Source organism: Spirosoma daeguense, from assembly GCF_054776875.1.
Window position 1 is genome coordinate 223,028 of sequence record NZ_BAAHBF010000007.1, and the last position, 14,722, is coordinate 237,749.

At 45.8% G+C, this 14,722-nt stretch carries 10 protein-coding genes; 5 read left to right on the top strand and 5 right to left on the bottom strand.

What is annotated here, in order from left to right:
* Positions 1–10 precede the first annotated feature (10 nt).
* The 4 genes from ACYVD4_RS22605 to ACYVD4_RS22620 all read right to left on the bottom strand — a co-directional run bounded on the left by ACYVD4_RS22605 (position 11) and on the right by ACYVD4_RS22620 (position 2,568).
* Positions 11–316, bottom strand: coding sequence for a hypothetical protein (locus ACYVD4_RS22605; RefSeq protein ID WP_460949613.1), 306 nt, complete (start codon positions 314–316; stop codon positions 11–13).
* Between the two features lie 4 nt (positions 317–320).
* A complete protein-coding gene (locus ACYVD4_RS22610; protein ID WP_460949614.1) occupies positions 321–554 on the bottom strand; it encodes a hypothetical protein in 234 nt (77 codons plus the stop codon).
* 1,085 nt (positions 555–1,639) lie between these two features.
* On the bottom strand, positions 1,640–2,125 hold the full coding sequence (locus tag ACYVD4_RS22615; RefSeq protein ID WP_460949615.1) for a hypothetical protein: 486 nt from the start codon (positions 2,123–2,125) through the stop codon (positions 1,640–1,642).
* Between the two features lie 152 nt (positions 2,126–2,277).
* Positions 2,278–2,568: a hypothetical protein gene (locus ACYVD4_RS22620; RefSeq protein ID WP_460949617.1), complete on the bottom strand. Its 291-nt coding sequence runs from the start codon at positions 2,566–2,568 to the stop codon at positions 2,278–2,280.
* Between the two features lie 671 nt (positions 2,569–3,239).
* Here ACYVD4_RS22620 and ACYVD4_RS22625 point away from each other — a divergent pair.
* Positions 3,240–6,359: a ligand-binding sensor domain-containing protein gene (locus tag ACYVD4_RS22625; RefSeq protein WP_460949619.1), complete on the top strand. Its 3,120-nt coding sequence runs from the start codon at positions 3,240–3,242 to the stop codon at positions 6,357–6,359.
* Between the two features lie 11 nt (positions 6,360–6,370).
* The gene (locus ACYVD4_RS22630) at positions 6,371–7,015 is read left to right on the top strand and encodes a response regulator (protein WP_460949620.1); all 645 of its coding nucleotides are present in this window, start codon (positions 6,371–6,373) and stop codon (positions 7,013–7,015) included.
* Between the two features lie 97 nt (positions 7,016–7,112).
* On the opposite strand, the gene ACYVD4_RS22635 is transcribed toward ACYVD4_RS22630, so the two are convergent.
* A complete protein-coding gene (locus tag ACYVD4_RS22635; RefSeq protein WP_460949622.1) occupies positions 7,113–9,392 on the bottom strand; it encodes an NADP-dependent malic enzyme in 2,280 nt (759 codons plus the stop codon).
* Positions 9,393–10,102: 710 nt separating this feature from the next.
* Here ACYVD4_RS22635 and ACYVD4_RS22640 point away from each other — a divergent pair.
* The 3 genes from ACYVD4_RS22640 to ACYVD4_RS22650 are packed head-to-tail and all read left to right on the top strand — an operon-like array spanning position 10,103 to position 14,696.
* Positions 10,103–11,140: an aldo/keto reductase gene (locus ACYVD4_RS22640; RefSeq protein WP_460949624.1), complete on the top strand. Its 1,038-nt coding sequence runs from the start codon at positions 10,103–10,105 to the stop codon at positions 11,138–11,140.
* Between the two features lie 47 nt (positions 11,141–11,187).
* On the top strand, positions 11,188–11,544 hold the full coding sequence (locus tag ACYVD4_RS22645) for a VOC family protein (RefSeq protein WP_460949626.1): 357 nt from the start codon (positions 11,188–11,190) through the stop codon (positions 11,542–11,544).
* A gap of 32 nt (positions 11,545–11,576) precedes the next feature.
* Complete coding sequence (locus ACYVD4_RS22650) at positions 11,577–14,696, top strand: PAS domain-containing sensor histidine kinase (protein WP_460949628.1); 3,120 nt, start codon at positions 11,577–11,579, stop codon at positions 14,694–14,696.
* Positions 14,697–14,722: the final 26 nt, after the last annotated feature.

Here is a 14,722-nt window from a genome sequence, read left to right on the forward strand (position 1 = left end):
TAAAATCAGACTAATAATAGTCGGATGAGATATCTCCATTACCACTGATTATAAATTCATCGTCGAATAAAACACTTACTGTAGTAATATCTCGGGCTTGCGGGTATTCTTTCTTAAATCGTTGATTTGCTTCTTCGATACTCGTGTTGAGGTAAGCTCGTTTATGGGGCTTGGGCTTGATTGACACGTAGCCCGTAATGATAACTAACGTATTAGTAGCCATAGCTGTGGTTTCGTTTAGTGATAAACTGGTACGCGATAGTAAGTTTAAAGGCGTCTGTTTATCAGGTAGATAAATAGATAAACAGACGCTCATATAGTTAGGCAACAGCTAAGCCCAGAATATAGTATTCTTTGACTTCGCCAAATTTTCGCAGATCAACAAGCAGGTCTTTTCCTTGCCAGCTAACCGGATCTACGCCATTAATTGTTAGACTATCTTTAGCTAGTCGCATTTCAGGGCCACCCCGGATTACGCTCATAATGTTAATCCGTACTTTGGGAATCATGACCTGATCTATAACCGTGAAAAGATCATCAAAATTTATTCGCATAACTGTTCTATAAAGGAGTAAGTCGGTCAGGGTTCTTAAGAAATGCAAAAACAACTGACCTATAAAGGGGAATATGCAGGTAGCCGCTAGAAAAAGCAGGCTGTTAGCCCATAATGACTCAGAAATGCTGGATTATGTATAAAACCAATCCGTTTATTTTCTGGAGTAAATCAGGGAAGTTGACTAGTAAAGGGGGCAGTTGACAGCCGAGCAAAAGTGCGCAACATGGCTTCATCTGTTATAACTCAGTAATCTTGAAAATGATTACGAATACGCTAATTCTTTTCCAAAATACCTAAATTGGCCATTTATCGATAAGCTTGCTATAGTGAAATAATTCAACCAACAACTACAATATAGTCGCCATATATCCATACGTTGGCAAAACTAGAAACTGTTGAATGCCTACTTCACTTAAATACCTGCTAGTAATATAAAAAGGGTAACTCTTTGAATATTAAGAGTTACCTTTGCCTAATGATTCAATCTATGTATACCTCAATTCCAGATACTTCAGATGCTGCTTACTGGATTATAAAGCCAAATGGGCTAGATCGTAGCATCACCTTTGTACCCAGAGACAAAGAGCTTCACAAGGAACTAAAACAAAAGGCCAGAAAACTCAGTCAAGCTAACAGCTCCTACAAAAATCGTAATAAGAAAGAGTAGGGGAGTAGTCTATGCGTAACCCGTCGTAGCGACAACGTACTTGATTCCTGATTTTAACGAAGGAATTGCTTCTGGCGTTGTGGAGGAGTATTGTGCGTAAATTTATAGGAAGGTGGGCAAGAGCAAGTTATTCAATCTCTGAAATTGAACAGGGAAATAACTTAATAGAACGTGCGTTCACCACTTTTAAGCGAATATTTCATGTGAATCAGGCGAAACTCTTCAGCCCGACAGAAGAGAAACAAGTACTCAAAGGCATTCATCTCGATGTGGTTTGAACGTATTGAAATCAAAGGAAACGGCTGAAGCCCCAGATTTCATAGAGGTTGACATCAGGATAAAATAGAAAAGCAGGCAACCGCTGGCTAGAACAATAGACGTTGTTAACTGGCAAGCACTGTTTAGCTACTGAGTTTTTATCGTGCTACGTAGTGTCGATTCACGATGAGCGCAATAGGTAATCCTACGCAAACCATAATAATAACCATGCCAATGCCCACTCGAATCGGATCGACCTGCGAAGCCGGAGAGACATTGCTTAGTGGGAGCACAATTCGGTTCATAATGAGCCAGATCAGAATACCATACAGTAAACCGATAACGGCGGGCTGACTGATGTATTGATGAATAAGCGGAAAAATCAGAAAGAAAAAGCCGGCAAAGGCCAGTGCAATTATGAAGTGAAAAGCTAATCCCCAGATAACCATAGAGGCACCACTCGTAAAAGCATCCTGACCAAATACACCACTGGCTACGTATAACCAAACCGCCGACGGGTCTTTACCACCCCGTACCATAAGCATGACCATTGCTGCAATAGCGTCCAGTATGCCAGCAATCAAGCCAGCCCGAATAACAGTAGCTAAAGATTTTGACCGATTCGATGAGGCAGGTTGAGCCATAATAACGCTTGCGTTCAAGGGAGTTCAGGATGTTGTGAAGTTACTATTATTTCGATCAATTGATGCGTATTTTTACTCGTACTTTTCTGTTGATTATTGTTAACATTACTATTGAGATTATTGGCAAATAAGTAACGTAGCATATCTGAACATCAATCGGGTACACGCGCCAGATGGATCGAAACTTGTTTACTAAAACGTGGATCGGCGGTGGAGGAGTAGCTCGAATTGTCGGGGCGACGATAACTGAAGTTAAGTAGACAACTTAGTTCGTCGTTTTGCCAGTGCCCTTGTTCGGTATGGCTGATGTAGAAATTCATTACGTTGAGCGGTTGTTTTTCGTCGGCGGTAAAGCTCAGCCTGATTTGATGATAATCATCTTTCCCGACCGATCCGGATAGTTCATATTCTTCGCGCCCTAACCGACTTACTACGTTGGCCAAACCATCGAAAGATCGTTTAGCACTCGACGAACGACTGTGGCGACGACGGCGGGTTCTGAACGCTTTTTTCCAACGTTCATCGTCTGAATCAGGCGGGGAAATTATTACGTCAAGATCTTTTGAAACGCCGTCAGGGTCTCGAAAATGACCCTTCCAATGACCAATCAGGAGTGGCTCGGTAGAGCTATAGGCTCAGGGACTTCTAAAACGGTCGAAAAATTTGCTGCTATAAAAACTTATATTCCCCAGAGTAAACGTAACAACGACAAGTACAACCAAACTATATAGGCAACCACGGGGCTTTTTCATAAGAATCCGCGTTATTGATTAACTAAAGCCGACTGATTACGAAAGCTAAATCGCCATTCAATACAATGCATAAAGCTTTGATTGAACGGCGATTGTGTTACGGCAATGGTGTGGTATAAAGCGGAAAGTGATTGCTAATTCATGTAAATAGAAAAATAAGTACGTACGATTCAGTTACCCAAAACTAGATAAGTGATAAATGTCATCTGCTCCGTTTTGTCGATCAGAAGAACTACTATTTCATATGTAAAATTCGGTATTATCGAATACACAAGTCTATACCCCTTTCGGGGTATTTTTCGGTAGTAATTCAAGCTGTATTTTCGTGATCATTGCTTGTATTTCCTTCTGAAAACTTTATTATGAACCGCGTATCGGGTTTCGTGCTGATTTACTTCATGCTCCTGAATTCATGGAGTAACGCACAAAACCCGCGACTTCGCTTTGAGCACCTGACCATTAATCAGGGACTCTCGAACCCGATTGTTCATGCCATAATTCAGGACAGAAATGGTTTTCTGTGGTTTGCGACGGATAATGGGCTCAACAAATACAACGGTTACAGCATTACGACATACCAGAAAATACCGGGCGACACTACGTCGCTGGTGAGTAATGTTATCTACCAGTTGATGGAAGATAAGGAGGGCTATATCTGGCTGGGTATGGCTGGGCAGGGACTTTGTAAGTTTGACCCACGTACCGAAAAATTTACCCATTATGGGCCTAACCCGAAAACGCTGAGTCAGGGAACTATTTTTACAATGGGCGAAGACCGGGAAGGGTATATATGGGTATCGAACTGGCGGGATGAACTGCGAAGATTCGACAAAAAAAATGGTACGTTCTCCACGGTAAACTATGCTAATCTGTTGGCCCATAAAAAGAACGATACGTCTGCAACACCTATAGTAACGTCCGTACATCGCGACCGTGCAGGAACCATTTGGGTCTGTAGTGAACGAGGGCTTCACCGCCTTAATCTGAAAACGAACAACCTAGGGAAACCGTCACAGGTAAGCTTTACTACGTATCGCCATGACCCCGCCGATAGACATAGTTTAAGTCATAATCAGGTTTGGCGCGTATACGGAGATAAGGCTGGTATACTTTGGGTTTGCACCGATAATGGCCTGAATCGGTTCGATCCCAAAACCGAAACGTTTACCCATCATCGGTATACCCTAAATCCAGTAATGGAAGCGAATAGGTCGCTCGAAAAAAGCTTTTGGTATATGGCCGACGATCAGGAGGGAAATCTTTGGATTGGTTCGCCAAGTGCCGGGTTAATCAAATTTGATCCGGTGCGGAAGCTGTTTTCGCATCAACTGCCCGATCCGGCCGATCCGGCCGGGTTAAGTAGCGTGCATATTCGGTCGATGCTTATTGATAAATCTGGGTTGTTATGGGTAGGTACCTGGGGCGAAGGGGTCGACAAGGCCAATCCAAGCCGGCAATCGTTTGCGTATTATCGGCCATTGCCGTTTCATGATCATTCGTTAAGTTATAAGTTCGTGAGTTTTATCTGCGAAGATCGGGCCGGAACGGTTTGGGTTGGTACAGGTAAGGGCTTGAATCGATTGAACAAACAAACCAGCGAATTTACCCACTATCGACACGAATCGAATAACCTGAAGAGTTTGCCCAACGAGGATGCAGAGGCCATGCTCGAAGATCGGGACGGAAATATGTGGGTGGCCAGTAATGGTGAACTGGCTCTTTTTAATCGGCAAACTGGCGAATTTTCCTGCCTTAGCTGTAATCGACAGCGATATCCGGGACTTGGCGATAACATCCAGATTCTTAAGATTTATCAGGACAGACAGGGGTTGCTCTGGCTCGGCACGACTAATGGCTTGAAGTCGTTTAATGCAAAGACGGGCAAGGTTGTTCACCATGCCTATAACCCAAAAGACACAACCGGAATTAGTGAAGCTTATGTGCGGGCCATTCTGGAAGATAATCGGGGAAATCTGTGGCTAGGCACCGAAAGTATGGCGCTCAATCGGCTGGATCGAAAAACGGGCCGCTTTACTCATTATCGGCCTGATCGACTGAAGTCGGGTAGTATATCTTCCGATGGTGTTTCATGCATCGTTCAGGACACAAAAGGGAATCTGTGGCTAGGCACAATTGGCGGAGGATTGTGTCTGTTCAATTATGAAAAGGAAACCTTTCAAGCGTTTACAAAAGCGGACGGACTGGCCGATAATTCGGTGTTTTCCATTCAGGAAGACGATCAGGGGTTTTTGTGGCTTGGTACGTATAAGGGACTGTCGCGTTTTTCGGTCAAAAATAAAACCTTCCGCAACTATGAAATTAACGATGGCCAGCAAAACAACTCCTTTGGTAGGCCCCACTGCAAAGGCAAAGATGGTACGTTATATTTCGGTGGTGATAATGGGTTCACGGCCTTCAACCCCAATCGTTTAACAACGAATCAGTACGTTCCGCCGATACGTATCACGCAGGTGAAACTCTTCGATAAGCCTATTCTTAGGGCGGAGAACGAGCAAAAAATTGAACTAGATCATAACGAAAACTTCCTGTCGTTTGAGTTTGCCGCACTTGATTATACCAGTCCCGCCAAAAACCAGTACGCTTATCAGTTAGTAGGAGTAGATAAAAGCTGGGTTTACAGCGAAAACCGACGTTACGTTAGTTACACCGATCTTAATCCGGGAACGTATACACTCCGGGTCAAAGGATCGAATGACGATGGCGTCTGGAACGAAACTGGTACGTCGATTCAGGTAATCATCCGACCGCCCTGGTGGCAAACAAACTGGTTTCGGCTGATAGCTACTATTGCGCTATTGTTGGTGGCCTATGCGGGTGTTCGAATCTATACACAGAATAAACTGCGTCGGCAACGTAGCGAAATGAAGCGGGTTTTGCAGGCACAGGAAGAAGAACGGCAACGACTGGCGGCCGATTTACACGACGATCTGGGTGCTACGTTGTCGGTTATCAAAGGGCAATTGCAGGCCATTTCGCAATCATCGGAGCGTTTAGCAAAACCAATCCGTTTGATGGAGAAAGCTATTGTCGATCTCCGGCATATTTCGCACCATCTAATGCCCCCGGAATTTAGAAAACTCGGTCTGGCCGAGTCGATTCGGGAAATTGTCAGTCAGATTCAGGCGGGTTCGGCTATTCAGTTTCTGTTTATTACGCATGGCGAAGAACGTCGGCTGGATGATGAAACCGAGCTGACTATCTATCGAATAGCCGTTGAGCTTATTAGTAATGCCATGAAACATGCCAAAGCGCAACATATCACGGTTCAGTTGATTTTTTACCCAAAACAGGTATTTTTACTCATCGAAGATGATGGGCAGGGTTATAAGGCCGCCGATACTGAAGATCAGGTTGGTATAGGACTACGTAACATTCGTTCGCGCGTGGCCTATCTGCATTCGAAACTACTTATCGATTCTGGCGAAAGAGGGACAACCATTACGCTGGAAGTGCCTCTTTAGCGACCTGAAAAATGAAATCTGGTGCTACGTTCACCAATATCCTGATTGCCGACGATCATCAGTTATTTAATGACGGTCTGCGAAATTTGTTAGCGTTCGATGGCTCCCCATATCGGGTTGTCGATCAGGTATATACCGGCAACGACGTCATTCCGGCCATTCACAAAGCTAATCCCGATATTGTCTTACTGGATATTAACCTGCCGAACCGAAATGGACTCGACATTGCCCGGCAAATTATCCGCGAATTTTCAGGTATTCGCGTTGTGATGGTTTCGATGTATAGCTACAAGAAGTTTGTTGAGGAAGCGAAGGAGATAGGCGTTTCGGGCTATTTGCTGAAAAGTGCGTCGCAGAACGAACTGATCGCGTGTCTTCGAAATGTTCGCAATGGGAAGTCCTACTTCGATTCAAAACTTACCGAGAAAAACGATGGTGTAGTTCAGGAAGATGAGTTTGTAAAACGCTTTAAGCTTTCTCCACGCGAAATCGAAATCATTGGGCTGATGAAACGGGGACTATCGAGTCAGGATATTGCCCGACAGCTATTTCTGGCCGAAGAAACGGTAAAAACACATCGCAAAAATATTTACTTCAAACTCGACATCAACAATCTGGCCGACCTCATCCGCTTTGCCAATGAACAGGGAATTTGAATGGAATGTACGATATAAGAAGTATGATGTATGATGTAGGGTATATGATGAAATGAGATGATACATCATATACCCTACATCATACATCATACTTTTCTTACGTCGTTGCCTGCGCTTCTACTACGGCAATCGCAACCATATTGGCAATTTCGCGCTCCGACGAACCAAGCTGTAATACGTAGACTGGCTTGCGCATACCTAGCAGGATTGGGCCAATGGCATCAAAACCAGCCGAACGCGGGCCAGCCGCTTCGCGCATGAGGTTGTAGGCGATGTTGGCTGCCGACAGGTTCGGGAAAATCAACGTATTGGCACCCTCATCGACGAGTTTGCTCAAGGGGTAATTCTGACGTAGCAAATCGACATTAAACGCGAGGTGAGCCTGCATCGAGCCATCCACAATCATATCAGGATGTTTGGCATGAAGTATATCGGCAGCTTGCTGCATTTTATCGGCATCCTCACCGTTGGCACTGCCAAAGTTGGAGTACGTAACCAGTGCGATACGTGGCTTGATATTGAATCGCTCAACGGCGCGGGCGGTTAACTCGGTAATCTCGACAATTTCTTCGGCCGTCGGATTCATGTTGACCGTTGTATCAGAGAAAAACAATGGCCCCCGATTGGTAAGCAGAATGTACATCCCGGCCACTTTCCGGACGCCCGGCTCTTTACCGATAACCTGAAGCGCCGGACGAATCGTGTCGGGGTAGTTATGCGTTAAACCAGAAATCAGCGCGTCGGCCTGACCCGTTTCAACCATCATGGCACCAAAATGCGTTCGCGACAACATACGTTTGCGGGCATCGGCGGCTGTTATTCCTTTCCGGTGTCGTTTTTTATAAAGCAGGTCGCCAAACTGGTCGATCAACTCCTGTTCTTTACGGGGCGTAATAATCGGTACGTCGCCTAGATCGAGGTTATTCTGCGTAATCATTTCCTGAATAACTGCACGTTCGCCCAGCAGAATAGGGTGGGCGATACCGCCATCTTTCACTTGCTGAGCAGCTTTCAGCACCTTTAAGTTTTCGGCATCGGCAAAGACAACCCGCTTCGGATTGCTACGTGCCTTGTTGTTGATTACCCGCGAAATGCGCGTATCCTGCCCCAGCCGCCGGGCGAGTTGCTGTTCGTAAGCATCCCAATCGGTAATGGGCTGACGAGCTACCCCCGATTCCATTGCGGCTTTTGCTACTGCCGGAGCTACTGTTTCGAGCAGACGAGGATCAACAGGTTTTGGAATAATATAACTCTTGCCAAAAAGCAGATTATCAGTGCTATAAGCCATATTGACCAAATCAGGGACAGGCCGTTTCGCCATATCAGCCAGTGCGTGAACGGCAGCCAGCTTCATCGCTTCGTTGATTTCGGTGGCCCGAACGTCGAGCGCTCCCCGGAAAATGTACGGAAAACCCAGTACGTTGTTCACCTGATTCGGATAGTCGGAACGACCCGTGGCCATAATAATATCCGGACGGGCTTCCAGAGCCGCTTCGTAGCTGATTTCGGGGGTTGGATTGGCCATCGCAAAAACGATTGGATTTTCGGCCATCGAACGTACCATATCCTGACTAACCGTGTTTCCTTTCGACAAACCAATAAATACATCGGCGCCAACGAATGCTTCTTCCAGCGTGTTCAGATCAAGTTTTGTGGCAAACAGACTTTTCCGTTCATCGAGGTCGGTACGGTCGGCCCGGATTACGCCCTTGCTGTCGCACATTACTACGTTCTCAACGTTGGCACCGAGGGAGATATAGAGTTTTGTACACGAAATGGCCGATGCTCCGGCACCATTGACCAGAATTTTAGCATCGCCAATTTTTTTGCCGACAATTTCCAATGCATTCAGCAGCGCAGCCGCCGAAATAATAGCCGTTCCGTGCTGGTCATCGTGCATAATCGGAATGTTCAGCTCGGCTTTGAGTCGCTCTTCAATGGCGAAGCATTCCGGCGCTTTTATATCTTCCAGATTAACGCCCCCAAAAGTTGGCTCCAGAATCTTGACCATGCGTACAAATTCATCGACGTCTTTGGTATCGAGTTCAATATCAAATACGTCGATGTCGGCGTAGATTTTAAAAAGCAGCCCTTTACCTTCCATCACAGGTTTGCTGGCTTCGGGGCCAATATCACCCAAACCGAGCACGGCGGTTCCATTGCTGATAACGGCTACCAGATTCCCTTTGGCAGTGTATTTATAAACATCTTCGCGATTTTCGGCAATCGCCAGACAAGGCTCGGCTACTCCCGGCGAATACGCCAGCGATAAATCGGTTTGCGTACTGTATTCTTTCGTAGGAATAACTTCTAACTTACCCGGGCGGCCTTTTGCATGATACGCAAGGGCATCTTCACGGCGAATTTTTTGTTGCATGAAACAGGAAAAAGTTGTGGTTTACTACGTTAACTACCAGACGGTTAGCTGTGTGTTTTCTTGAGACTGTATAGCAACGCTACTTAACGCTGCTATTGCCAATCGAGTGATTTACAGCAAATTGTACATAAGTGTCAGCGACACAATAAATACTGTCTATGTGCCTAAATTTTTAGATATAGATTTGATTGATTTGGGCCCAAAGTAAAAATCTGCACAACTATCTGGGTGAGTTGGTTTTGAGAATTTAAATAGATTGGGATTGGTAATTGGCTGTAGTACGTAGCAACAGCGGCCCCAATGGCAGATTGAACGTAACGTGATTGGAGGAGCTGAGAGAGGAAATCCTGACGTAATTCAAGAAAAAGTTGTTGCATTTATAGCATTGACCTGAAGGCTATAGACGAAACAACGTACCTGTAAAGTGAACGTATCGGGCGGGCGATATTATCGTGATTTCAGCAGGTGCTGGGCCTGAAAAACTGGAATCGTCGCCCGATTTTGGTGTTGTGGGAGACTCTCCTGACGAGCGAGATTATGACGTATTACGTGGTGAACTGGTGAGCGCCCGCAGGTCGATAAAAATATTGCGGCTGTGCCATTACCTAAAACGGACCCATTGAGCCGAAACACTGGCGGGCTGGTTACGTTGTGGAAGTGATTCTGTTGTCTAATTTGCGGAAAAATAGCGCTGAATTAATTCTAACTTTATGGAGTATAGACAACTAGGAGCATCGGGGCTCAACGTACCGGTGCTTAGTTTCGGGACGGGCACATTTGGAGGCACAACAAAATTCTTCAAAGCATGGGGGAATACCCAGGTAGATGAAGCTGACCGGTTGGTTGGCCTATGTCTGGACGCGGGTGTCAATCTGTTCGATACGGCCGATGTTTATTCGAATGGCCTTTCGGAAGAAATTCTGGGAAAAGTACTGGAAGGAAAACGCGATAACGTCCTTATTTCAACCAAAGCTACATTTACGTTTGGTGAGGGGCCAAATAATCAGGGTTCGTCGCGATTTCATTTGCTACGTCAATGCGAAAGTAGCCTTAAACGACTCAAAACGGATTATATCGATATTTACCACATGCATGGTTTCGACGGAAATACGCCGGTCGAAGAAACGCTACGTACCCTTGACGATTTGATACAAAGCGGTAAAGTTCGCTACGTTGCCTGTTCGAATTTTTCGGGCTGGCATCTGATGAAGTCGCTGGCGATTTCAGAAAAATACGGCTGGAATCGCTACGTAGCGCATCAAGTGTATTACTCGCTGGTGAATCGGGAATATGAATGGGAGTTGATGCCGTTAGGTATTGATCAGCAGGTGGGCGCGTTGGTCTGGAGTCCGCTGGCTGGTGGTCGGTTAGGTGGTAAATACGGACGTAACAAACCAAAGCCAACTGAAGGTCGGGTTGTAGAAGGCGGGAGTCCGGTGCCGCAGGCGGTAGTGCCCGAAGAAACGTTTTATAACATCACCGATATTCTGGAAGAGATAGCTGCCGAAATCGGAAAAACCGTAGCGCAGGTAGCATTAAACTGGGTGTTGCAACGCCCAACCGTTTCGAGCATTATAATTGGAGCACGTAACGAAGAGCAGTTGCAGCAGAATCTGAGTGCTGTTGGCTGGAATTTGACCACAGACCAATTGAAAAAACTCGACGCTGCGAGCGAAGTACCAACCATTTATCCGTATTGGCACCAGCGGCAAAATCTGACGTTGAATCCCCCTCCAAAATTCTATTGATAGTCAGTTAGATATACTGCAAAACGAACTTTTCTTTAACCAGAAATATGATTGATTTTAAACGACTAGACCACGTACTGATTTGTATTCCGGTAGGTGCTACGTCCGATGCGCATGCTTTTTATGCCGACGTACTGGAACTTCCGGAAATAGTGGGCCAGCATCCTGATGGAGCAATGTGGTTTCAGATGGGCGATATTGAATTGCACATTCGGGAAGAAGCGGGCGGCAATTTTTCGAAGCGCCATCCGGCTTTTGAAATTGGCAATCTGGAATCTGCCAAAGGAGCGTTAGAAAAGAAAGGCGTTGCCATTGAATATTCGTCACTTATTGAAGGTCGGCAACGGTTTTTCTTTCGCGATCCATTTGGCAATCGCTTCGAAATGCTGGAATATTCTGAATAACTTAACATACTCTTTTAACGTAGCATAAGCGCTTGAATACCGACTCAGCAATAACCAGTGAGCTGTTTGACCTGCTCACCAAAGCCACACGCGACGCTGTCTGGAATTGGGATCTGGTAGCAAATACAGTTTGGTGGAACGAAGGTTTCTCCACACTGTTTGGCCATGCCTATATTCGGACAGAAAGCGGGCCAGAATCCTGGTATAATAATATTCATCCTGACGATAAAGAGCGCGTATGGTCCTCGATCCACGATGTTATTGAAAGGGGGGGGACGCACTGGTCAGAAGAATACCGATTTGGCCGTGCCGATGGTACATACGCTTATGTGTTCGATAGGGGCTATATTTTACACCGCGATGGTAAAGCCGTGCGCATGGTTGGCGCGATGCAGGATATTTCGGAGCGCGTTGCGTTACAAAAAGCGCGGGCAGAAAGTGAAGAACGCCTGAAGTTTGCGCTGCAATCGGCACAGTTGGGTACTTGGGAGCTAGATCCTATACTGGGAGTGCTTCATTGGGATGTGCGCTGTCAGGAAATTGTGGGTTTAGCCAATATAGAAAACCTTTCCTACACCCAGAGTCTGAAGATTATTCATCCTGAAGATAAAAAACGGGTGCAGGACGCTGTTGAATGGGCGCTTAATGTCGAATCTGGGGGTAGTTACGACATGAGTTTTCGGGTTGTTGATGAAGCTAGCAAAAAAACGCGCTGGGTTCGATTTATTGGCCAAACTTACTTCAATGAAAACGGGCAGGCGTATCGGTTTTCGGGTGTCGCTCAAGATATTACAGAAGAAGTAATAGCGAGAGAAAAATCGGATTTGTCGGAACAACAGGCCAAAATTGCGCTCGAAGGTTCGGGAGCAGGCTCATTTTTGGTTGATCTGCAAACCGATGAAATTATTTATTCGCCTACATTCTCCCGTGTATTAACTGGCGATGCAGTCAGCGGTATTACCCGAAACGTATTTATTGAATATATTCATCCCAATGACCGTGCCATTCGTGATCAGGCCTACAAAGATGGAGCACATAATGGTACGATTACGTATGAAGTCCGGTTTATCTGGAACGATGGCTCTACGCACTGGATCAAAGTACTTGGACAATACATTTTCAATACGTCTGGGAAAGCGGCTTCTTTCTCGGGTATTGTGATTGATATTACTGAGCAGAAAGAGAAAGCGAGTGCGCTGAAAGAAGCTGAAGAACGCTTCTCGATTGCCTTTGCCAATACGTCGGTTGGAATGGCTTTTACCGATCGGAATGCTAATTTCTCGCTGGTCAACGAAGCTTACACCCATTTGTTGGGCTATACGGTCGAAGAATTGAGCCGACTAAATAGTATCGAACTGACGCACCCCGACGATCGCGAGTATAATCGAGTATTGTTTCAGGAAGTTGCGCAGGGGAAAAAGCCATTCTTCAATCTGGTTAAACGATACGTCTGTAAAGATGGAACGTATCGGTGGGTGCAGATGAACGTAACGCGTCTGATCGATTCACAGAATGATGCCGAGGGGATGGTCATTATATCCTACGATATTACGGAACAGATTGAGACAGAGGCTAAGCTACGTGCTTCTGAAGTGCGGTTCCGAAATATGGTTACTCAGGCACCTGTGGCAATTAGTATTCTGGATGGACGTAACATGGCCATCGAACTGGCGAATACGTCGATGCTGGAAATCTGGGGAAAAATGCCAGCCATTATTGGCCTTCCGCTGCTTGATGCGATTCCTGAGCTTGAAGGACAGGGGTTTATGGAACTGCTCGAAGGTGTTTACGACTCCGGTATTCCTTATTATGGTACGGAAACTCTGGCTCGCTTGTACCGGAAAGGGCAACTGGAAGATGGTTATTTCAATTTTGTTTACGCGCCTGTTCGGAATGAGCAGGGTATCACGGGTGTGATGGTGGTTGCAACGGAAGTAACTACGCAGGTAAAAGCAAAAATAGCGCTTCAAAAGAGTGAACAGCGTTTTCGGGATCTGATTGCCGAAGCTCCAGTGGCTACAGCCATTTATCTGGGTCGGGAATTTATCATCGACATGCCCAACGAGGCTATGCTGAAGTTGTGGGGCAAGGAGAAATCGGTTGTTGGGCAACCTTTGCACAAAGCTATCCCCGAACTACAAGGACAACCATTTTTGAACATTCTGGATGACGTATTTACGACTGGAATAACTTACCATACGCAAGAAGCGCGGGCCGATCTGTTTGTGGATGGAGTGCTTGGAACTTACTATTTCAACTTCACCTACAAACCATTAACCAACGACGAAGGGCAGGTTTATGCTATTCTGAATATGGCTATCGACGTAACGGATCAGGTGCTTATTCGGAAACAGATAGAGGAGCTCGCTACGGGTCTCGAACAACAGGTGCAGGCACGTACTGAAGAGTTGACGGCAATTAATAACGACCTTCGGCGTTCAAATGAAAATCTGGAGAAGTTCGCCTACATTGCCAGCCACGATTTGCAGGAGCCGCTACGTAAGATTCAGTCGTTTGGCGATATCTTAAAAGGACAATATGGGCCGCAATTGGGTGAGGGTGTTACGTATCTGGAACGTATGCAAATGGCATCGAGCCGGATGTCGCTGCTTATAAGAGACTTGCTCGCATTTTCCCGGATTTCTACCCGACAGGAAACCGCCAATCCGGTGAGCCTCAATCGGGTGATTGATGAAGTGATCGACAATCTGGAGGTTGCCATCACACAGGCGAACGCCCAGATTCGGTTAACAGGCTTGCCAACTATTTTGGGAGATGAATCACAACTTCGACAGTTGTTTCAGAATCTATTGAGTAATGCCCTCAAGTTTCAGAAACCAGACGTTGTTCCGATTATACAGATACTGTCGCACGAAATTGATTTGAATGAGCTACCAGCTACTGCCAGACCTGTGCGCCTGAGTCCAATATATCATTGTATTGAGATTATTGATAATGGAATTGGTTTCGATCAAAAGTATATCGACCGTATTTTTCAGGTTTTCCAGCGGTTGCATGGACGTAACGAATATGCGGGTACCGGTATAGGGCTGGCTATCTGCGAAAAAGTAGTCTCAAATCACGGCGGAGCCATTACTGCTCACAGCCGGCCGGGCGAAGGTGCTACGTTTATAATTTACCTACCTGCTTAGGGTTAAAAAGTTGTAGGTTATACGAT

Bases quoted from the DNA above. Each gene is read 5' to 3' on its own strand.
- ACYVD4_RS22605 (WP_460949613.1), bottom strand. From the start codon at position 316: ATGAGCGTCTGTTTATCTATTTATCTACCTGATAAACAGACGCCTTTA.
- ACYVD4_RS22610 (WP_460949614.1), bottom strand. From the start codon at position 554: ATGCGAATAAATTTTGATGATCTTTTCACGGTTATAGATCAGGTCATG.
- ACYVD4_RS22615 (WP_460949615.1), bottom strand. From the start codon at position 2,125: ATGGCTCAACCTGCCTCATCGAATCGGTCAAAATCTTTAGCTACTGTT.
- ACYVD4_RS22625 (WP_460949619.1), top strand. From the start codon at position 3,240: ATGAACCGCGTATCGGGTTTCGTGCTGATTTACTTCATGCTCCTGAAT.
- ACYVD4_RS22630 (WP_460949620.1), top strand. From the start codon at position 6,371: ATGAAATCTGGTGCTACGTTCACCAATATCCTGATTGCCGACGATCAT.
- ACYVD4_RS22635 (WP_460949622.1), bottom strand. From the start codon at position 9,392: ATGCAACAAAAAATTCGCCGTGAAGATGCCCTTGCGTATCATGCAAAA.
- ACYVD4_RS22640 (WP_460949624.1), top strand. From the start codon at position 10,103: ATGGAGTATAGACAACTAGGAGCATCGGGGCTCAACGTACCGGTGCTT.
- ACYVD4_RS22645 (WP_460949626.1), top strand. From the start codon at position 11,188: ATGATTGATTTTAAACGACTAGACCACGTACTGATTTGTATTCCGGTA.